Annotated in this window: 11 protein-coding genes; 7 read left to right on the top strand and 4 right to left on the bottom strand. The window is 60.7% G+C overall.

What is annotated here, in order from left to right; all coding sequences use genetic code 11:
* The first annotated feature begins 215 nt into the window (after window positions 1–215).
* The 4 genes from scpB (at window position 216) to M9Q49_RS12770 (ending at window position 16951) form a co-directional block, all read left to right on the top strand.
* Window positions 216–782 carry an SMC-Scp complex subunit ScpB gene (gene scpB / locus M9Q49_RS12785; RefSeq protein ID WP_254509135.1) on the top strand — a complete coding sequence of 189 codons (567 nt, stop codon included), beginning with the start codon at window positions 216–218 and terminating at the stop codon, window positions 780–782.
* Window positions 783–816: 34 nt separating this feature from the next.
* On the top strand, window positions 817–1209 hold the full coding sequence (locus tag M9Q49_RS12780; protein WP_254509134.1) for a hypothetical protein: 393 nt from the start codon (window positions 817–819) through the stop codon (window positions 1207–1209).
* Window positions 1210–1318: 109 nt separating this feature from the next.
* Complete coding sequence (pyrH, locus tag M9Q49_RS12775) at window positions 1319–2050, top strand: UMP kinase (protein WP_254509133.1); 732 nt, start codon at window positions 1319–1321, stop codon at window positions 2048–2050.
* A 261-nt stretch (window positions 2051–2311) separates the two neighbouring features.
* Window positions 2312–16951 (top strand): autotransporter-associated beta strand repeat-containing protein, encoded by a 14640-nt coding sequence (locus M9Q49_RS12770; RefSeq protein ID WP_254509132.1) that lies wholly within the window; start codon window positions 2312–2314, stop codon window positions 16949–16951.
* A gap of 202 nt (window positions 16952–17153) precedes the next feature.
* Here the strand turns inward: M9Q49_RS12770 and M9Q49_RS12765 are convergent, their stop codons facing one another.
* The gene (locus tag M9Q49_RS12765; RefSeq protein ID WP_254509131.1) at window positions 17154–18200 is read right to left on the bottom strand and encodes an ankyrin repeat domain-containing protein; all 1047 of its coding nucleotides are present in this window, start codon (window positions 18198–18200) and stop codon (window positions 17154–17156) included.
* Between the two features lie 173 nt (window positions 18201–18373).
* Between M9Q49_RS12765 and M9Q49_RS12760 the strand changes: the two genes are divergently transcribed.
* From M9Q49_RS12760 to M9Q49_RS12750, 3 genes are all read left to right on the top strand, one after another.
* Complete coding sequence (locus tag M9Q49_RS12760) at window positions 18374–18907, top strand: MarR family winged helix-turn-helix transcriptional regulator (protein WP_254509130.1); 534 nt, start codon at window positions 18374–18376, stop codon at window positions 18905–18907.
* An 8-nt stretch (window positions 18908–18915) separates the two neighbouring features.
* Window positions 18916–19968, top strand: coding sequence for an alpha/beta hydrolase (locus M9Q49_RS12755; protein WP_254509129.1), 1053 nt, complete (start codon window positions 18916–18918; stop codon window positions 19966–19968).
* 143 nt (window positions 19969–20111) lie between these two features.
* The gene (locus M9Q49_RS12750; protein ID WP_254509128.1) at window positions 20112–20336 is read left to right on the top strand and encodes a hypothetical protein; all 225 of its coding nucleotides are present in this window, start codon (window positions 20112–20114) and stop codon (window positions 20334–20336) included.
* A 53-nt stretch (window positions 20337–20389) separates the two neighbouring features.
* On the opposite strand, the gene M9Q49_RS12745 is transcribed toward M9Q49_RS12750, so the two are convergent.
* From M9Q49_RS12745 to M9Q49_RS12735, 3 genes are all read right to left on the bottom strand, one after another.
* Entirely contained in the window at window positions 20390–21112 is a 723-nt protein-coding gene (locus M9Q49_RS12745; protein ID WP_254509127.1) for a 2-phosphosulfolactate phosphatase, read from the bottom strand.
* An 8-nt stretch (window positions 21113–21120) separates the two neighbouring features.
* On the bottom strand, window positions 21121–21552 hold the full coding sequence (locus M9Q49_RS12740; RefSeq protein ID WP_254509126.1) for an NUDIX hydrolase: 432 nt from the start codon (window positions 21550–21552) through the stop codon (window positions 21121–21123).
* Window positions 21553–22087: 535 nt separating this feature from the next.
* Window positions 22088–22975, bottom strand: a complete 888-nt coding sequence (locus M9Q49_RS12735) for a hypothetical protein (protein WP_254509125.1) — start codon at window positions 22973–22975, stop codon at window positions 22088–22090.
* Window positions 22976–22999 lie beyond the last annotated feature (24 nt).

Genomic DNA, 22999 nt, shown 5'->3' with positions numbered 1-22999 from the left:
CCTCTTCCATTCCAGCCATTCAACTGCAGAGCATGGCTGCGCGGTATCGTGCTCCCCAGGCGTGGAAGAGTGAACCTATCGCGGCCCGGCCTGTCCTAGCTGACGGCGTTTTGACTGAGATTGCGGCGGCAGAAACAGGCGACTTGCGGCAAGCCGCCAGGCAACGGCTCGAGGCGGTCTTATTTTTGGCCCGCGAGCCCTTAAATACTCGAAAATTGGCCCAATACGCCAACTTGGCGGATGGCAGCGAAGCCCGTACACTAATCCGCCACTTGAACGAACACTACGATCGGCTCGGCAGGGCTTTTCGCGTGGAACAAGTGGCTGGCGGTTTTCAGCTGATGACCCGCCGGTTGTTCAGTTCCTGGCTGCGTCGGCTGGGGCACGTGCCGCCGGAGTTAAGATTGTCGGCACCCGCCCTGGAAACGCTAGCGGTAATTGCCTATCGTCAACCAACTCCGCGGGCCGATATTGAGGCCATTCGCGGGGTGAACTGCGGCGAAGTGATTCGCCAACTGATGGAACGAGACCTCGTTCGCATCGGCTCGCGCAGCGAAGAACTAGGCCGACCTTACTTATACAACACAACCAAACGGTTCCTCCAATTATTCGGACTGGTGAATTTAGACGACCTCCCACGGGCTCGTGAAATGCGAGCCTGGGCGGCGGCCAGCTTGGAAACGTCGCCGCAGCAACACCTTGCGACGGCGAACCCAAACCTGCCTTTGCCTGTCGATTCTTTCTCACCAGCAACCGATGAACCGTACACCGAATCAACGTAGCAGTCATTCGTATCATCACATGAAGGAGTTCGCCGTGAGTGTTTTGACCCCGGATCGATTCTGGCTGGGCGAAGAAGAAGCCGCCGACTGGAAGGCCCGGACCATCGTCCAGTCGCAGACCGCCGTGTCGCCGCGACTGGAAGATGAAGACGAGGATTTCGAGGACGAAGACGTCGATGATGATGATGACGACGAAGAGGACGACCTCGAAGAACTAGAAGAAGATGAAGAAGACGACGAGGACGATGACGACCTCGACGACGACGACGCCGATGAAGACTTCGACGACGAATGGGAAGAAGTCGACGACGAAGACTTCGATGATGAGGATGAGGAAGACGACGAGGACGATGAAGAAGACGATGAAGATTGGGACGACGACGAAGATGAAGAGGAAGAAGAGGAAGCTGGGGGCGATTGGGCCTAACTAGCAGGGAAGAAGAGACAAAGCGATGAAGGGACGAAGAGCCTTCATCGCCAGTGCAGTTTACTGATTCTCTTCATTCCTTCCTCGCTTCAAACCTTCATCTCTACCTATGGCCACTGCCGCCTTCAAACGAATCATTCTCAAGCTCTCTGGCGAAAGCCTCAGCCATGCCGGTGAGCGGGGGATTGGTGTCGAAGAGGTCGTGCATATCGCCGGCCAGGTAAAGCAAGCCTACGATCTGGGTTGCCAGATCGGCCTGGTGGTGGGGGGAGGAAATATACTGCGCGGCTCGCAGTTCAAAGGGGCTCGCACCGGCATTCAAGAGCCAACCGCTCATTACATGGGCATGTTGGCCACGGTGATCAATGCTCTGGCCCTGCAAGATGCGCTCGAAAGCATCGGTTGCCAGACCCGCGCGATGACGGCCATTCGCATGGATGGCGTCGCCGAACCTTACATCCGCCGCCGCGCCAAACGGCATCTGGAAAAAGGTCGGATCGTGATTCTCGCCGCTGGTACGGGAAGTCCGTTCGTGACTACCGACACGGCTGCCGCGCAGCGCGCCATGGAGCTCGAAGCCCAGATTCTGATGAAGGCCACGAAGGTTGATGGGGTGTACAGCGACGATCCCGAACGCAATCCGCACGCGATGCTCTACAGCGAGCTGACTTACAACGCGGTTCGCGAGCAGAACCTGCGGGTGATGGACAGCACGGCCATCGCTCACTGCATGGAACACAACATGCCGATTCTGGTCTTCAATTACCGCAAAGCGGGTAACATCGCCCGGGCTGTCGGCGGCGAAAAAGTCGGCACGCTGATCAGCAACAAGGCTTCGTAGAGCCTCGCTTCTTATCTCAGGATCGCATTTCTGGCGGTCCGCGAAGCATAGCCAGATCCAGTGACGGTTCGGCAGCGAAAAATGCCGTCGAATGTTGGATTTCTCGTTAGGCTGTCGCTATACTCCTCACAATTACTACAGATTCCGCCAGCGCAGCGGTAGGACAGGCTTGGTCTCAGGAACGGGGAACCACAGCTGTTTGTGCGGCGGGGGCCGTAGTACTCCTCCAGATTTGCCCTCTCCCATCTCGGTACCTCTCCAATGCTGAGCCTCTCCCGGTCTCTGTATGGCCGTTTCGTATCTGAATCGCAGAAAAAGCGGTGTGAACGGCAGAAATCGACGGCGAAAAAACGCCGGGCATTTTTGGAATCGCTCGAACCACGGCTGGTGCTGCACGGCTACGACGGACCAGAAATTCTGCCGCCAGACTCACCACCGGTGCTCGAGAATCCGGTTGCGTTTATCAACCATCAGGGAAAACTCGTCGTCCGTTCGGCAACCGGCTCCGAGCACGACAATCAGATCTTCGTTCGCCAGGATGATGAGGGCAATCTGCTCGTCACCGATGCGCTCGTTCCCTTCACCAGCAACCAGATCCCGGGCGCGGTGTTGCTTGCAGATCAGCACACGCTGAGCATTCCGCTATCCGCGATCCCCGTGCAACAACTGCACATCTTCGGCGGCGCTGGCGACGACACGCTGACGGTGGATTTTTCGCACGGCAATTCGATTCTGCCGGGAGGCATGTTCTTCTACGGCGGCGATCAGAATAGCACCGATCCAGGCGATCAGATCGTGCTGCAGAACGGCGACGTCGAGAGCGTGGACTATTCGTTTGTCAACGACAACGACGGCTCGATCGCCGTCGATGGCCGACTGCTGACGTACGTGGGCCTGGAACCTGTCATCGATAACCTCTCGGCGAGCACTCGTAGTTTTACTTTCACGGGGGGCGCCGAAACCGTTTTGATCAGCGATAACGTCAGCGGCGACGGGATGACGCGCATCAACAGCACGCTGGGCGAGTCCGTCGATTTCACGACCCCCACGACATCGCTGACGGTGATTACCAACGGCGGCGACGTCACGACGATCGGCAGCTTCGATGCTGCGTTCAATACGCCGTTGATTTCGTTACAAGGAACGGGCGCGACCAACAACTACAACCTGGGCGCAGCCGATATCATTCCCAACGCCACGGCCTTGAGCCTGACCGGCAGTGTTGCGTTCAGCCTGAATGGCTTCAACGAGCAGATCGCTTCGCTGGCCTCGACCGATACGACTCCCACGGTCAATCTCACGACCGGGCAAACGCTGACTGCCGGCAATGCCTCGAACACGACCTTCTCTGGTTTGCTGCTCGGCGCTGGTGGTTTGACGAAACAAGGAACCGGCACGCTGATTTTGAGTGGTGCGAGCACGGGCTACTCCGGCGTGAACACGATCAACGGCGGCATGCTGCAGATCGACGCTGCCGACGCGGCTGGAACCGGCAACACCATCATCAACACTGGCGCGACATTTGGCATTAACAATGTCACTCACAATGCGCCGATCACGCTGAACAACGGCGGCACGATTCGCGGCAGCGGCGCGGGTGCGCGCGAGAACGGTATCGTCACGGTTGCCAACACTGCCGGCGTGACGTTCGCCACTGCCGATGCGGCGAGCGTGCTGACCTTTAGCGACGCGGCCAACGATTTGACGGGGGGCAACGGCACGAACATCACGGTGAGCGGACCGGGCGTGGTAACCCTCACACAAAATGCGAATCTGGGTGTCGCCGCGACTCCGGCGCGCTGGACCGTCGAGACGGGATCGGTGCTCAATCTCACCGCGGTCGGGCAACTAGGTATTACACCTACGGCGCACACGGCCAATTTGATCACGCTCAACGGCGGCACGTTGCGCAATTCGGCGACGGCTGCGCAGATCGACTTGGCCGCCAATCGCGGCATTACGTTGGGCGCTGCTGGCGGCACGATTAACAACGCGGGCACGCAGAATATTACGGTGAGCGGCCGCATTTCCGGCGCTGCGCCGCTGTTGCTGAACGGCTTGATCGGTCCCGCGGTCATTATCAACGGCAACACGGCTGGCGTGAATCAATTCACGCAACTCACCATCGATGGAACGCGGATGTTCTTCGGTGCGAGCACCAATGTTGAGGCTGTCGGCGGCGTTGCCGCGACCGCGCCGATCAGTTTGCTCAACGCGGGGCAGTTTGGACTGGTGTCGAACTCGGCCACGATGACGGTGAACAATCCGATCACGATGACCAGCGGTTCGAAGATTGTCAGCCGCGCGACCGGCGCCTTTTCGCTCGTGCTGGCGGGACCTGTGACGTTGCCCACGACCGGCACGATCATTTTCAACAACGAGTCGACCGCCGATGGTTTGATCAGGATGACCAACGCGGCGAACACGCTCGCGCTGACCGGCGATCTGACGATTCAAGTCGGTCCCAACACGGCTGGTCCTGGCCAGGTTGATATCAACCACTTGATCAGTGGCGCTGCCAGCAGCAACGTGATCAAGACGCAAACCGGCATTCTGCAGTTCACCAACAATGCCAACACCTACGCCGGGCCGACGCAGATCAACGGCGGCACGTTGTTGGCTGCCACGCTGGTCAACGGCAGCGGCGTGCCGTCGTCGATCGGCGCGGCGACGAATGTGGCCGCCAACTTGCAATTCGGCGGCGGGTTCTTGCGCTATTCGGGCGGCGACTTCACGTACAACCGCAACTACACCGTTAACGCCGGTACGGGCGGCTTTGATGTGAGCACCGCGGCGACGGTTCTTTCGCTGACCGGCACGGGAACGGGCGTCGGCGGTTTGTCGAAGGCCGGGCCGGGAGCGTTGCGGTTGCTGAGCAATACGAACGATTACACCGGGACCGGCACCATCCTCGAGGGGACACTGCGACTTGGCGTGAGCAACGGCGTATCGCAGGCATCGACGCTGCTCGTCGGTGGCGGCACCACGGTGGGGACGTTCGATATGGCGACGTTCGATCAAACGCTCGCCGGCTTTGGTTCGAATAGTAACTCAACCTCCAATAATATCGCCACCGTCAACGCCGGTCGCACGCTGACCGTCAACGGCAATGTGGTGATCTCGAACAACGCGGACAATGCTTCGACCAATCTGGTGATGAACGGCGGCGGTTCGCTGGAAGTAACCGGTGCGACATTCTTTGTGGGCCAGAATACGGGCGGCACGAACATTTCAAGTCGCGCTAGTTTGGATTTGTCTGCGCTGGCGTCATTCACGGCGACCATGTCGACTAGTCTTGTCGTGCAACAATCGGGTGATAACGACGCAACTCATGTGGCTTCGCTGCGACTGAGCGATACGGCCAACACGATTACCACGCCGACGCTCACCGTCGGCGGCAGCAATACCGCCGGTGTGAACCTTTTGATCCTGGGCGCGGGGACCAATGTCTTCAACGCGAATACCTTCGGCGTTGGTACGGGGGGCCGCGATTCTGGTTCGGTGACGTTTGCCAGTCCGACCAATGGCACGCTAACGGTTCGCAACCAAGCGGGTACTGGCGCGGCAACGTTCAACATGGGCCAGGGAGCCGCGACGACGGGCATTGATGGCTCGAATACGTTCGACATGCGCGGCCATAACGTGGATCTGCTGTTTGGTGTGGCCTCGATCGCCACGCAGCCACGAAGCTCGAACTTCACGAACATATTCAGCTTCGATACTGGCACGTTGACGATGACCAGTCTCACGCTCGGCACCGAGTCGGGCGATACAGCGGGCAACGGCACGGGCCCGCGCGTGCAAACCGCCACTATGAATCTGGGCGGCGGCACAGTGACAATCACCAACGGCATTACGTCGATGGGAAGCATCGGCGGAACCGGCTTCACCGATGCCACCAAGCCGCGCAACGTCACCGCCAATCTGAACATCAGCGGCGGTACCGTGAACATCGGCGCGACCAGCGGTAATTCGATCACGATGGCCACGCTCAACGTGACCGGCACGACGAACACCGCCGCCTTGAATTCGACTGCCAACGTCAACATCACCGGCGGCTCGGTCACGCTGGCGGGTAATATCGTGAAGGGAACGCTGGGTGGAACGAGCACCGGTGGCGTGACGGCGGCTGCCAATGTCAACGTCAGCGGCGGCTTGCTCGATATGGGCGCAAAGACGATCGGCGCTGCGGCGAATCAAGTGACCATGACCTTCACCGGCGGCGAACTCCGCAGCCTGGCCGATCTCAACGGCGGCGGCACGTTGACCAAGAGCGGCGTCGGAACGGCAACCATCTCCGGTGTGAATGCCTATCCCGGCCCGACGCTCGTGACTGGCGGCACGTTGCTTGAAAACTCGACCTCAATGGTCAGTGCCACCACCGCGCAAACAGGAACTACGCTGGGCGGCACGGGGATTGTCGGACCGGTGACGATTGCCGCCGGCGCTATCCATGCGCCGGGACTCAGTACTCCCGGTTATCACGCCGTAGTCGGCAACTATGTGGTGAATGGTGCGTTGCAGATTCAAATCGCCACGCCGGCCGGCCTCACGCCTGGCGTCGATCAAGATCAAATCAAGGTGCTGCTGGGCAGCGTCACGATCGATCCAGCCGCCACGCTGAGCGTCACTTATTCCGGCACGCCCGGCACATTTAATGGCGTGAATGGTCAGCAATATATTTTGATCGACAACGACGGCTCGACCCCTGCCGATACGGCGGGGACTTTTGCCGGCTTGCCCGAAGGGGCCACGATCGTTGTCGATGGCAAATCGATGACGCTCTCGTATGTCGGCGGTGACGGCAATGACGTGGTGCTGCGCGCGACGGCCGGGCCCGCCGTGACCATGCTTTACGTCGATGACGATTTCCCTGTCAGCGGCACGGTCGATGGCGATGCCGAAGCTCCCGGCATGCAATCGGCGACGATGGGTGTGACTGCCTTCACCAGTCTCGGAGCGGCCTTGGCCGTTTATCCGACGTACGCCGGGCAGATCATTCTCAACGGCGGCACTTATGCCGCGGCGAATGTCTCGGGGGGCAACGGCGTTTCGATTCGATTGGTGCAGGATCTCAATACCGTTCCGAACGAACTCGACGTGACGCTCGCGAGCTTCACTGGCGACGCCAACGACGTGATCATCACGCGCAATTACAGCCTGGCCAACAGCAATCTCATCATCGGAGCCGGCACGGTCAACGGCCCGATCTATGGCGCGGGCAATGTCACGAAGAACACCACCGGCACGCTCGCGCTGAATGCAGCCAATCAGTATCTCGGTTCAACGACGATTACCGAAGGAACGGTCACTACGGGCGTCGATAACGCGTTGCCGACGACGACGGCCTTGACCGTCGGTACAGGAACCACCGCCGGCACGCTCAACTTGGGAACGTTCAATCAAACGGTGGCTTCGCTCGCCAGCACGAACAACGCTGCGGCTGCGAATACGATCACCGTTGGCGCTGGTCGGACGTTCACCGTGAACGGCAATGTCACCATCGGGAGTAATACGGCTACCTCGCAGACGAATCTGACCATCAATGGCGGCGGCACGCTGGCCGTGAATGGGGCCAACTTCATCATCGGCAACAACACCGCCGCCGCTCCTTCGGGCACTGCCGCTCGGGTAGACCTCTCGGCGCTAGCGGCTGTGAATTTGACGATGACCGGAGTCATCACCATTCAGGGCGATGGCGACAACCGGCCTGCCGCGGTGGCCGAGCTTCTACTGAGCAACACCGCGAATACACTGATCGCCCCAACCATCACCATCGGCGCTAGCGCCACCGGCGCTCAAAATCGCCTGACGCTCGGCAATGGCACGAATGTGCTACGCACCAACACGCTCAACATCGGGACCGGTAGCCGTGATGGCGGTCGAATTGACTTCGCCGGAGCGACGGGAAGCGTGGTCATCCGCAATCAAGTCGGAACCGGGCGCGCAACCTTCAACATGGGGACCGGTACCGTCAACACCGGCGTGACGGCCAATAACCTCTTCAACGTGACCGGCCACAATGCCGATCTGCTGCTCGGCGTAGTTTCGATCGGCACGCAGTCGCGCGGCGTCGCCTGGACGAACGTCTTCAGCTTCGATACCGGGACGCTCGACGTCACTAGCATGACCATCGGCACGCGCGGCAGTGAAACGGGCAACGGGGCAAATATCCCGCGTGTTTCCGACGTCACCGTCAATCTCGGTGGCGGCACAGTGAATATTGCGAACGGCATTACGCTCGGCTCGATTGCGGGCTCGGGCTACACGGTGGTCGCCCAGCCACACACCGTCAACGCCACGCTCAACATCAGCGGTGGCAACGTCAACATCGGCGCGACCAGCGGCACGTCGATCACCATGGGAGCGCTCAATATCACCGGCACCACCAATGTCGCCGCGCTCACGACCAACGCCACGCTCAACATCACGGGCGGCACGACGACCTTGGCTGGCAACATCATTCGTGGCGCCTTTGCGGGCACGAGCACCGGCGCGCTGGTGGCCAACCCGCTCGTCAATGTTGCCGGCGGCACGCTCAATCTGAGTGGCAACTCCATCGGTACGTCTGCCTTGCCGATGAATTTCACACTCGCCAGTGGCACGTTGCAGAATTTGGCTCAGTACAACGATGGGGCGGTGGTTTCGAAGACGGGGGCTGGGACGGCGACGATTGCGGGGGTGAATGCTTACACCGGGGCGACGACGGTTGTTGGTGGGACGTTGAATGTGACCGGCACGATGGTGAGTGCGCCGACGGTGCAGACTGGGGCGACGTTGACTGGGACCGGGACCACGGGGTTGCTGACGGTGGATGCGGGCGGCACGCACGCGCCGGGGACGAATGTGGGGACGACGACGGTTAATGGGAACTATGTCGAGAATGGCGCGCTGCAGATTCAGATTGGTTCGGTGAGCGGCGCGACGGCGGGGACCGATTATGACCAGGTGCGGATTCTCAGTTCTGGCAGTGTGACGATCGGCGCGGGGGCGACGCTGGTGGTGAGTTACACAGGCGCGGCGGGGACGTTTAATCCGACGGCGGGTAATTCGTATGTGCTGATCAACAACGATGGGACGTCGCCGGCGGATACGGTTGGCACGTTCAGCGGTTTGGCCGAAGGGGCGACCGTGACCGTCGATGGCAGGGCGCTGATCCTGTCGTACATCGGTGGCGATGGCAACGATGTGGTGCTGACCGTGCCGGCGCCGACGGTGCTGTATGTCGACGATGATTTTCCGGCGAGTGGGACCGTCGATGGCGATTTGGAAACGGCGGGGACGCAGACGGCGACGATGGGAACGACGGCGTTTCAATCGATCGTGGCGCTGCTGGCGGCGAACCCGACGTTTGCCGGCACGATCGTTGTCAACGGTGGTGTGTATGCTTCGGCCCTGCTGGCCGGCGGCGGGAATGTCACGCTGCGACTCGTGCAGGATTTGACCAACAACGAACTGAATGTGCAGTTCAACGATCTCTCGGGCGCTGCCGGCGATGCGATCATCACGCGGTTTAACAACGTGGCGAACGCGGGGTTGATCGTCACACAGGGAACGTTCAACGGCGTGATCAGCGGCAGCGGCACGCTGTCGAAGATCAACGCGACGCAGGTCGAGTTGCTGGGCGTGAATACGTACACCGGCGCGACGACCGTGACCGGTGGCACGCTGCGAATGACCGGTTCGAATATTCCGAGCGCGACCACGGTGCAGACCGGCGCGACGCTGACTGGCGCTGGCACGACCGGGCCGGTGACGGTGAACGCGGGCGGCGTGCATCAGCCTGGCGTCGGCACGGCGGTGGGCTTTGCGAACGTGCAGGGCAACTACGTGCAGAACGGCGGGCTGACGATCGAGATCAGCTCGATCAACGGCACCACGGCGGGGACGAACTACGATCAGGTGCGCGTGACGGGCACGGGGAGCGTTGCTCTCGGCGGTACGCTGACGGTGAACTACACCGGCGCAGCGGGAACGTTCAATCCGACCGTCGGCGCCACGTATGTGCTCATCGATAACGACGGCACGGCAGCGGCAGATACGACCGGCGCGTTCACGGGCATCGCCGATGGCTCGTTCGTGATCGTCGACGGCAAGGCCCTGCAGATCAACTATCACGGCGGCGATGGCAACGATGTGGTACTCGTCGCGCCGAACATCACCACGCTGTATGTGAATGATCAGTTCACCACCGGCAACGTCGATGGCGATCTGGAAACGGCCGGCACGCAGACGGCGACGGTGGGAGTCAACGCCTTTGCTTCGATCGCTGCGGCGCTCGCGGCGTATCCGGGTTTCGCGGGCACGATCGTGGTGAATGGTGGTGTGTATGCTTCGGCGCTACTGGCTGGCGGTGGCAATGTCACTTTGCGGTTGGTGCAGGATCTGGTGGCCGGCGGGGCGGATTTGAATGTGCAGTTTAATGATCTCTCGGGCGATGCCGGCGATGCGATTGTGACGCGGTTTAACAACGCTGCGAATGCGAATTTGATTGTGGCGCAAGGAACCTTCAACGGAGTGATCTCAGGCGCGGGAAGCGTGACGAAGACCACGGCGGGTGTTTTGGATCTTCTCGGCGTGAATACGTTCACCGGCGCGACGACGGTGAGTGGTGGCACGCTGCGTGTGACGGGGTCGAACATTCCGAGCGCGACGACGGTACAGACTGGCGCGACGCTCACGGGCGCTGGCACGACGGGACCGGTGACGGTGAATGCGGGCGGCGTGCATCAACCGGGCGTCGGCACAGCTGTTGGTTTCGGCAACGTGCAGGGGAACTACGTGCAGAACGGTGGGCTGACGATCGAGATCAGTTCGATTGCTGGCACGACGGCGGGGACGGATTTTGATCAGCTGCGGATTACGGGCAGCGGCAGTTTGACGCTCGGCGGTACGAGCACGTTGACCGTGAATTACACCGGCACTCCTGGAACATTCAATCCGACGGTCGGGTCGATTTATCGGATTATTGATAACGATGGTTCGGCGGCAGCCGACACGACGGGAACGTTCAACGGTCTCGCGGAAGGGACCACGGTGACCGTCGACGGCAAGCCGATGCAGATTCAATATCATGCGGGCGATGGCAATGATGTGGTGCTCGTCGCGCTGGCGCCGATCGCGGCGCTGTATGTCGATGATGATTTTCCGGCTTCGGGTGTGGTCGATGGTGATCGGGAGACTCCCGGGGTGCAGTCGGCGACGATGGGGACGACGGCGTTTCAGTCGTTGGCCGCGTTGTTTACGGCGCTGCCCGGTTACGCCGGTGTGATCATTGTGAATGGTGGCGATTACTCGGCCACGCCGGCGGCGCTCGCCGGTGGCGGCGATGTGACGCTGCGACTCGTGCAGGATCTGACGCTGGGTGAAGTCGATGTGATCCTCGGCGCGCTCACCGGCAGCGCGGGCGATCAGATTGTCACGCGGTTCCTGAATGCGGCGAATGCGAATCTGATTGTCACCAGTGGTTCGTTCCCGGGGGTCATCAGCGGTAGCGGCAGTGTGATCAAGAATGGCACGGGAACGGTCACGCTCTCGGGCGCGAATACGTTCACCAGCGCGGCGATCATCAACGGCGGTGTGCTGAGCGTGGCCGATGTGGCGAATAGCGGCGCGGCGAGTCACCTGGGCAGTGGCAACAGCGTGACGATCAGCGGCAACAGCGTGCTGCAGTTCACGGGCGGCGCTGCCGATGCGATGAACCGGACGATTAATCTCACGGCGTCGGCGGGGGCGAGCTCGCCGCGAATTGAAGTGACCAATGCGGCCGGCGATTTGCAATTGACCGGCACTGTTGCCGGCGGCGGACAGATTCTCGGCAAGATCGGCGCGGGTGCGCTGTCGTTCGATACTGGTTCGACCACGACCATCGGCACGCTCTACGCTGCCGGCGGTGTGACGAATATCCGCGGCAACGCGGGGGTGACGGCGGGGCAGATCGGCGTCGGCGCGAATCCGTCGTTCATTCTCGGCGGCGGCAGCGGCACGCTGAATGTTCAAGGGACGGCGACGATCTCGACCGGCACGATTCATCTCGGCGAGAACAACGGCGGGCCGGCGCAGACGAACTTTTTGAATCAAAGCGGCGGCACCGTGACGGTGACCGGCAACTCCACCGAAAACGCAGGCATTCGCCTCGGTCACTGGGGTAACGAGACGAGCACTTACACGCTTTCGGGCGGCACGCTGCAGCTCACCGACCCCACGGCCGACATCGCGATTGCGACCGACGGCGATGGCACGTTCAGCCAGACCGGCGGCATTTTGAATGTGCCGGGCATCATGGTCGATCATCGTAACGCGACCGGCAATGCGTCGTTCAGCATCACTGGCGGCACGAGCACGATCGGCGCTCGTGGCTTGCGAATCGCCGACTCGACGACGTCGACGATTGCTGGCACGGCGAACGTCACGGCGAGCAGCATTGCGATTGGGCAGTTCGTCAATAGCTCGCTGAGCATCGGCGGTTCGGCCGCGGTGAATGTCAGCGGCGCGGTAACGCTCGGCACTGCTGGGACGATCGGTGGCGATCTGACGATTACTTCGACGGGCGTGATCTCGTTCGGCGCGCTACGCGTCGGCCGTGGTACGGCAACGATCAATGGCGCGAACGTCACCTCGACGGGCGTGGTGGTGGTGGGCTCGAATCGCTCGGACGAGATTGCGGGGATGACGACGGGCAGCACGGCGAGCGGTGTGCTGAACGTCAGCGCCGGGAGCCTGACGGCGGCTGGCATCTTGATGGGGAATGCCGATGGCGGCACGGTGACGGGCACGATCAATCAGACGGGTGGCACGGTGACGACGACCGGCGATGCCGGCGAAGGGAACGGCGTGCGGATGGGGCACTATCCGCAGGCGACGACGTTCTACAACTTGAGCAATGGCACGCTGAACGTGAACGGTGGGTTTGCGTTGTCGACGGCGACCGATGGCACGGGGACGTTCTTGCAGACCGGCGGCACGGCGAATGCCACGCAGATCGATTTGAACAGCCGCGCCGCAACCGCGGGCAACGGCACGTTCACGCTTAACGGCGGTGTGTTCAATCTGGGGAACGGCGGCATCGTGACCGACGGCGGCGGTGGGCCTTACACGGCGAACCTCGGTGGCGGTACGCTGCGAGCCACGGCAGGTTGGTCGTCGATTCTCAACTTCAATCTGACGAACGCGGTAGGCCCGGCCATCATCGATACGAACGGCTTCAATGTCGCGCTCAGCGGCGTGCTGAGTGGAGCGGGCGCGCTGACGAAGATCGGCGCGGGGAATCTCACGCTCTCGGGCGTGAATACTTACACGGGCGCGACGAATGCTAACGCGGGGGTGTTGCAACTCAGCGGTGGCGCGGCGGTGTTTGATACTGCTGGTGCGGTGAATGTCGGGCTTGGCGGTACGGTGCAGCTGCTCGCGAATGAGACGGTGTCGAGCTATGCCGGTGCGGGTGATAACGTCGGCACGAATGATTCGACGTTGGCGCTTGGCGCGTTCACGCTGACGACGACGGCTGGCGCGGCGATTGCCAATGTGACGACGAGTGGTGGTTCGATTGTCGCCGGCACGAGCATCACGGATGCGGATGATGATAATAATGTGACGGGCACGAGCATCGTGCTGCAAGCCGCGACCGGTGTGGGAACGAGCGCGGATCCGATTGAGACGACGCTGGCGAATGTCGAAGCCGCCGGCGGCAGCGGTGGGGTGTTTTTGGCGAACACTGGCAACTTGATCATCGGTGGCGTGAGCGCGCTGGTGGGTGTGAGCGCGACGGCCAGCGATGTGAATCTGAGTGCGACCGGCAGTCTGACCGTGAACGAAACGGTGAGCACTACGACAAGCGGCAATGTGACGTTGTCGACCATCGATGCGGCGGGTGTGGGGCAAGACATTGTGCTGACGGCAGCCGTGAATGTGAATTCGGCTGGCGCGATCGTGTTGAATGCCGGTGATAACGCGACGCTCGCTGGCAATCTCGTGAGCGCGACCACGACGACGGTGAACATCGACGTCGGTGTTGCGGACGCCGGAGTCGGTGGTGTGTTCGCGCTGACGGGAACGATCACCGCGCCGAGTGGAGCCGTGCTCAACGGCAACGGCGACAACGATACGTTTAATCTCGCGCCGCAAGCGAACGCTGCGGTGACGGTGAACGGTCTCGCGCCGCACATGACGCTGACCGGTGACATTCTGAATCTCGATCTGTCGGCGACGACGAGCCGGCAGCTGACGCTGGGCAGCATCGGCAGCGGCGTGTGGACTCTCAACAGTCCGCTGAAGAGTGTGACGTACACGAGCATCGAAGAGATGAACGCCAACGCGCCGTTCCATCTGTCGCTCGATGCGAACCTGGCAGCGTGGGGCAACACCGGCGTGCCCGATCTGATCACGCTGCGGCGCAGCGGTGCGAATCTGGTGGTCGAACGGACCGGTTCAGCAGCAGTGCCGGACAACGATGACGTTGGTGTGATCTTCCAAGGAGCCAGCGCGCAGATTCAGTCGTTTACTTATCTCGGTTCGAGCGACGATGACACGCTGACCGTGAGCGACGTTGGCGGCTTGCCGACGTTCGCCGGCAGCGCGCCGAGCATTCCGGACAATGCGAATCTCGCGGGCGTGGGCTCGGTGTTGCTCGATGGCAACGGCGGTGCTGATAAGTTGCTCTTCAATCTGACCGGCGCGAGTGCGGCGCTGTCGTACGCGATCGGCAACGGCACTGGCGCGACTGGCAACGAAGGCGAAGTGCTGGTGGCTTCCGGCGCGGCTTCACTGCAAGCCTACTTCGTGCGGACGGAATCTGCCGAGCGAACCGGCACGGGCGCGACTCCTGGCGCGCTGCAGATCATCGGCGATTCGGCCGCGAATGTGATCGGCATCAACGGCAGCGGCGCGAACACCATCGTGAGCGCCACCGGCTACACGCCGCTCACGTTCAGCGGCAATAACTTCGGTTCGATTGCGATCGACGGCTTGGCGAATGCCGACACGATTGACCTCGCGAGCTTCGGCAGCGGTCAGACGAACAACCCGAGCGTGACTCTCATCGGCAACACGGGCAACGACACGATTCGCGTCTTCAGCACGAGTGGCAACACGGGCACGGTGACGCTGATCGGCGGCACGGGCAACGATTCGTTCGTGCTGCAGAGCGCCGCCGGCGGTCCCGATGACGACATCGTCGGGCCGGTCATCGTCGATGGCACCGATGGTTCGCTCGCCGCGAACAACGACACGCTGACGATCATCGATACTGCAGATAGCACCGGCGACACGGTGCTGATCAACGCGGTGAACCCAACCGCGAGTGCCGATTATCGCGTCGAAGGTGTGAACGCCGCGACGGGCGATGACGTGATCTTCCGCAACATCGACACGCTGAATTACACGGGTACGACCGGCAACGACACGATCGACGCGCAGTTCGTGAACACGAATCCGGCGCACGATCTGTCGATTGTTTCGCTCAGTGGTTGGCTCGGCGCCGATCAGTTCCTGCTGTTCACTTCCGATCAACAAGGTGGCACCGGACCGACGCCGACCGCGACGGCGAGCAGTGTTTCGACGATCGCGCTCTATGGCGACGCGCCGGGGAATCCGAACGCCGGCGACGGCAACGATGTGTTCGGCGCGACCGCGCCGGGCATCGTCGGCACCGGCTCTGGCAACGCGGGACTCACGGTTGCCGACAGCGTGCGCGGTATTCGTCCGAGCGCGAGCACGGCGATCACGATCGACGGCGGTCAACCGACCGCGCCGATCGGCACCATCGGCGACAGCGTCGGCGACGTGCTCAATCTCGATCTCAGCGGCGTGCCGCTCGGTTCGTCGTTCGTGCTCGCAACCCTCTCGGGCGTGATCGCGAGCCCCGGTCTCCAGCCGCTGAATTACACGCAGATCGAAGATCTCAACTTCATCACCAATCATCAGCTGCTCAATCTGCAACTCGGCGACACGCTGGTGCGTGGTTCGAGCGGGCCCGACACGATCATCTTCTCGCTGAACCCGTCGCCGACGCAGCCGAACGGCGTGCGCGTCCGTTTGAACACGACGTTCGTCGACTTCCCGATGAACGGCAAAACGCTGACGTACGCCGGTGACGCGAACGATTACGTGACGCACTCGAACGTCACGTTCCCGATGGAGATCCACGGCGAAAATGGCGACGATTACATCTCGGGCGGCATGGGGAACGACTTCATCGTCGGCGGCCTCGGCAACGATCAGATCAACGCCAGCGGCGGCGACAACATCGTCATCGGCGATGAAGAACTCACCGGCACGTTGCCTCTCGCGCAAGACTCCGCGATCGGCGGCAACGACATTCTCAGCGCGCTCGGCGGCAACGATGTCTTCTATGGCGGTGGCGGCAACGACCAGGTGAGCGCCGGCGGCGGCAACGATTATGTCTACGGCGGCGAGGGTGACGACACTGTCGACGGCAGCACCGGCGACGACCGCCTCTACGGCAGTGGCGGCAACGACATACTGAGCGGCGCGGTCGGCAACGACTTGCTGAGCGGCGGCGAAGGGAACGACCTGCTGCTCGGCGGCGACGGGAACGACGTGCTGATCGGCGGCGGCGGCGCCGACAACATGAACGGCAACGCTGGCGACGACCTCTTGATCAGCGGCCGTCTCGCGAATGAATCGAGCAGCTGGACCAGCCAAGCCGTGAACGCAACCTTCGGCGCCGCGCTCTACAGCCGTTCAACCGACAACGACGCCGCGCTGCTGATCCTGCTCAATCAGTGGTCATCGACCAACGACCGCAGCAGCCTCGCTGCAATCACCAGCGACGCGATCTTCGACCAGGTCTGGGGCTACACCGGCAACGACGACTTCAGCGTCTCAGCAGGAGAAGCCCAAGACTTCAACGCCAACGGCATGGGCAGCGATGAGTTGTTTTAAACGATCGGTCGTTCTAAAAAGCGCAGGCTGTTAGCACTTCGGCCCCTCACCCCAACCCTCTCCCCGGAGTACCGAGGAGAGGGAGTAAGAAGAAGAAAACGGGAAATCGCTTTCGGCCCCAAAGGCATGCTCGCGCTGCGAGTCATGTCGGAACTGCGCGGAGTACCGCTCGCTGGCCTACGCCTACTCGATTCCAGCGAGGTCACCGCGCGTAGGTCACTTTGCCGAGTCGAACCGGTTGGGGATTGAGCTTCACCCAGGCGACCGCCATTTCCGCGAGTAGATTTGCATCGTCGAGGCCGGGGAGCTCGGCGATGACTGCGCGGCAAGCTTCGATCTGCTCGTCACTGAGTGCCTTGCCAGTAGCCATCAGTTTCAAAAAGTAGTTTGCCATCTTGCGATACTCGCGATCCCAATTCGCGCCGCCGTTGCGATAGAGTTCGCCCGAGATCCGTCCCGAAATGCGGATCACTTCGCCCTGCACGGTGCTCGCTGCGCCGTTGGCAGGAACCAGCAGTTCCCACAGCTCTTCGTGAGCCTTGTTCCAGAGCTTCGCTTTCGCCACGATCGGCGACCGACCGTCGTACTTAACGCGTGTCGGCGCCGGCGTTGCTTCGAAAAGCTTGTACAGTTTTCGCAGCGCTTGATCGGTGGCGGCCAGCGATTTCGGATTGAAGTTGCTGCGGTATGCTTCGAAGGTTTTGCCGATCTCTTCGACACGCGTCTTGGTTTTGCTACTCTTCTTCGCTCCCGCTTTGAGCAGCAGCTGAGCGATGGGAACCATCTCTTCGATATTGACGTTCTGACAGCGCTGCAAGGCATGTTCGAGTGGTGTGTCGCCATAATCGTTCTTCACATCGATCTTGGCGCCGGCTTTGAGCAAGAGCTTCGCAGCGTCGATGTTGCCGCGTTCGGCGGCGATATGCAGCGGTGTGCCGTTTGTCGACTTCGCGTTGACGTCGCAGCCGAGTTCGATCAGTACTTTCACACTCGCCTGCGGCCAGAATGCGCGCTCATGCAGGGCGGTTCTGCCAAACCGACATTTGGCATTGATATCGGCGCCTTGCGCGACGAGCCAGCGTGCCAACTCATCGGAACACTCCCGCATCATCAGCGCGGTCTGCTCGCTGTAGCCGCCACGGGCATCGATCAAGCAGTCGTCGAACACGGCCTGCAACTTCGGCAGCTTGGCCGTTTTGAGCAGCTTCTCGAAATCCTTCGGCAACTTTTTCTTGCGGGCTTTGGCCATCAGCGTCGTCCTCACACTCCGCGCGGGGCATCTACCGTTCGATAACACTGCACGCCCGAGCAGCGATGAATATAGCCGCTGCCAAAGCGCGAATCTAATCGGCGTCTGTGCCGGAACGGCGCGGGGTATCGTTTGTTCCGGCCTACGGGCGAATAGAAATGGTTCAGAACATCTTGCAGTCGAACAAGATCGTGCGTATACATACGTTTTCAGTCAGCCCACTGACGAATTGGAAATTTTTGATGACTGCGAAGGATCAATTGCCGCTTGAGCTCAGGGCAGCGTACCTGGCTTTGCATCGTTGCTCGGACGCGCAGTTTGCAAAACTCGGCGTGACAGCCGATCAGTTCGTGCTAATGGCGGCTCTCTCGCGAGGTGATGCGCTGACGCAGCGGGATTTAGCGGCGCGTATGTCATCCGATCCTAGCACCGTGCGAGCGATGCTCGTCCTACTGGAGAAGCGAGGCCTGGTCACACGCATCGCTCACCCGACCGATAGTCGCGCACGAACTGTTGCTCTGACCGAAGAGGGGCAGCATAAATTTCAGCAACTGTGGAAGGCGGGGCAAGCCATCCGCGATCAGATGGTGGACTCTTTGAGTGCCGCAGAAACGAAATTGCTCGTGAAGCTTTTGGAACGCGTCTCGAAGTCACTCGCAGACATCACGATGCAATCGACGGCCGTTTCAATTGGTAACGAGAATTGAGGCTCATTATGCAAAAGTGCATGTTCATTTGCGGGTTAATCCTTTGCAGCGTCGCCAAACTTCCAGCTCAAGAGCCGGAGAAAGGCGACGCCCAAACCCAGCAGCCTGACAATCGCGCAAGGCCGCAACAAAACGATCGCCCCAAACGGCCTGGCGGCTTTGGCGGCCCAATCGAACTTGGTACCGACGACAAGCAAATCTACGCCGACCCGCCGAACAGCATCATCGCTAAGCGCGAAGACATTCCGCGGGGCAAGCTGGAAATGGTCGAGTACGATTCGAAGACCGTTGGTACGAAGCGCAAGATGAACGTCTATACGCCACCGGCTTACACGCAGGACAAGAAATATCCTGTGCTCTATCTACTGCATGGAATCGGCGGCGATGAGACGGAGTGGCAGCGTTTCGCAACTCCCGACAGGCTGTTCGACAACCTGATCAAAGACGGCAAGGCGGTGCCGATGATTGTTGTGATGCCTAACGGCCGCGCTCAGAAAAACGATCGCGCCGAAGGAAACACGTTTGCGGCGGCTCCCGCCTTTGCAGTTTTCGAACGCGACTTGTTGGACGATGTTATCCCAGCAATTGAGTCTCGCTTCTCCGTACAGGCAGGCCGTGAACATCGGGCACTGGCTGGGCTGTCGATGGGTGGCGGCCAGTCACTGAACTTTGGTTTGTCACATCTCGACACCTTCGCCTGGATTGGAGGTTTTTCTTCTGCCCCGAATACCAAGGCACCCGAAGAATTGATACCCGATGCCAAAAAAGCCAAGGAGCAACTCAAATTGCTGTGGCTGTCGTGCGGAAACAAGGATGGCTTGATCCGCATCAGCCAACGCATGCAACGTCACTTGAAGCAAAATGACATTCCCCACGTCTGGAATGTGGATGCCCACGGACACGATGGAACCCACTGGCGAAACAACCTCTATCACTTCGCTCAGTTGCTATTCAACGACGACGCCGCAAAGGCCGCGCAAACTCCGCCAACTCGTCGAGAAGATGCTCCACCGAAGGCAGAAGTCGGCCCTCCGTCGAGCGCGCCCCCGGCAGGGCCGTGAATTCTTGTTCCAAAACTAGACTCAGCGATACCGCTTTTGATTGGTCAAGCATCAACTTGCGCGCGGACGCCATCCTGGCGATCCACACGTTATTTCAGACTGCTTTGTAGACCGGCGGTCAGATTCAACACTTCAATCCGCCGATGCCAAAAACGATTCAACAAGATCACTACTATGTGAAGTTCGGACAGGTTTCGTACCCGGTGCGTCTCATGCTGGGGAGCATCGGGTACTTCGGCGAATGGTACTGCCCAGTCTGCAATCAAGTCGCCAATGCAGAAGCCAAGAACTCCGATCCAGATGCGAGGGCTGCCGTGTTAGGCCAAGTGGGCACGCACCACTACGGGAAGCATGCTTCGTCGACGTAAGACGTAGAACGGCACAAGTGCACTCACGCAGTTCCGGCCTACACATAGGGCGATCAGCGAGCAGCTCTGTAGCAGCCGTCTTGCAGCAGTGGCACGGATGAACTCGCGTTTAGTGCGGCTGCCCATTCGAGGTCGGCTGCGAATCCGCGGCGGATTAACTCGCGGCCAGAAGTGCAAGCCGCGAGCCGTTGCTGCAAGTCTCCTGCGGCCTGCTGGTAGGCGTCGGCTGCCAGTTGCGCCTCGGGCGAGCGGTTGCCGCTCAATTGGGAAATGACAGCGCCGGCGCCCACGAGATCCTCCCAGGCGAAACGCAAATTGCCGTCAGGCCAGCGTTCTCCGCAGGCAATGACGGCGACGGTTTGGCCGTGCTGCTGGACAAACTCTGCCACTGCGCTGCTGTTGCGCAAACAGGCAGCGATCGTCATCGCGTGCCTAGCAGCGCGCAAACTTAATGTCGCGCCATTGGGCGAAGGCAGGACCAGGCGAGCTCCTGCGGGAATCTGCGCGAGCGACTGCGGCGACAACGAATAGCCTTCTGCGGCCCGGCGGTCCTTGGTTGCCAACAACGCGTTTTGTTCACGCGCGAATCGCTCCGCCCGCTCGTCGTTCCAAGTGTACGGCAGCACCACGGCTGCTCGCGAAGTAGCGATGTCGACGCATGTTGAAAAGGAGAGGACGTCGACCAGGACAATGACGTCGCACTGCGATCCCAGCACATCAACGCCGTGCTCGCCCCACTCGAAACGAATCGGAAAGTCTGCCTGATCTGCGTCCATCTTCGTTTTCACTCGCCGCTCAGCAGCTCCGCGAGGCCGTCGGGAAATAAGGGGAGGCCGGAGCCAATGACCTCGGTGAGCGTGTACCACCGCGCGGGAAGCGTCTCGCCGTTGCTCTCGCGAATGACCATCTCGTCTTGCGCGCAAACCACGGCATCGTGGCATTGGGCCTCATAGACAAAAACGAGCTCGTGCTCCGGACGGCCCGCAAACTGAAATATATTCTCAGACATTGCCAGTCGCGTCACCTGCGAGAGTTCAATTCCGACCTCCTCGAAAATCTCTCTTCGAACGGCATGCTCGAGCGTCTCTCCAAACTCGACGCCACCGCCGGGCGGAATCAAAAAAGATCTGCCATCGTGCGGATCCGTCGCGCGAATCAGCAGCAATCGATCGGCGTTGCGAAGAATGCAAACGACCTTGGCACGGATGAACTTCATGACTTTCATCCCTCCTGCCATGCGCACGAATCAATGCGCAAAAAGAAACGTCAATAGATCGGCAATGGATGGGGGGGCTGCAAGTCATGCCGGAACGGCGTGGAGTACCGCTTGTTCCGGCCTACGCGGGTGGCAGGCAAACTGGCTTTCATTCGCCCATCTCGGAGACGGGGTCAGGCCCCGGTCAGCGTGCAGTATACGCCGTACCATGCGAGCACGGCGCAAGCCGCGATCCCGGCTGAAATCAACCCACTGCCGACGGTGGCGTGCCAGCCGCTTAGTCCGCCGGCACCAGGGGCGACCGGGCCGAGCCGACGACGCCAAGCCGGGAAGGACCAGGCGAGGCACAGGACGGTGCAGGCGATAGCCACCAGTGCCATCAACGCCGCTGTCGTGTAGAGCATACCTGCTGTAAGCATGACAAATCCCCAATAATGTTCGAACCAACGCGGCCGCCATGACAGAAATTGGAACGAGCTGACGTCCAGTTAAGTGCGTTACGCTCCGAATGTCAACTGAGAACCAAATGCGTTGCTCAGGGCGTTTTCTGCCTCAGTGTGACTTCCTCGCTGCCGTCCCATTCGGTGATGGGGCCTTGGGGGCGGTGAATGCTCGTGCCGGGGGGCAGGGACATGGCTGACTTCACGGTGTGCGTAACTTCGTAGACCGGGTTGCCGTCGTAATGGCGAGCGAATTCGATCTTGCGCGGGAAGGCAATCTCGCCCTCGCGCGGCTCCGCGTATTCGCAGTCAATTCGATCGAGCATTCCCTTCTCGCCACCGGACTCGATTCGCAACACATAGCGAGCATCAGCACCGCGAAAGTAGATACGCGTCCGTGGACTATACGCGACGATGTATTCCACCACCGTGCAGTCCTGCCCCTTCAGTTTGTCGTGCGAAACTTTGGTCTCCTTGCGCTGCTTCTGGCCGATGCAACTATCAAAATCGAGGCGCTCCAGCGATTGAACGCTGCACGGCGCCAAGCCAAGGAGCCGCGGATCGAATACATTCAACTCGGAATTCTTGAGAGGTGTATCGCGAATCGTAACGCCCACTTTTGCGACCGGTTGGAAAAAAAAGACACGCCGAGATATCACTTCAATGGGCGTGATGATGCAACGGTACTGATGCGGTATGGCGCCTTGAAGATCGCCGTCGACGCGCTGATCGAAGCGCAACTTCTCCGGTTCGAAGAAGATCTCAAAGGAACTCGGGCTGTCGATGGTCCCGCCGCCCTCGTCGCGGTAGTGATGTACGACGTCGAGCAGGACATGCCCGCTCTTGATCGCACGGCGATAAGTGAGGCACTCCTGCTCGATCTTGCTGACCTCGGCGCCCTCAACTGCGTCGCCTTCGGCCACAGCGGAGCGCGGACCGAGTGCGGCCAACAGGATGAGTGGGACGAGGAAGAGGCTCTTCATCGAATCATCCTTCGCAACAGCAGG

The sequence above is a fragment of the Anatilimnocola floriformis genome (genome assembly GCF_024256385.1).
GTDB classification, from domain to species: Bacteria; Planctomycetota; Planctomycetia; order Pirellulales; family Pirellulaceae; genus Anatilimnocola; species Anatilimnocola floriformis.
This window is presented reverse-complemented; position numbering and strand designations above follow the sequence as displayed.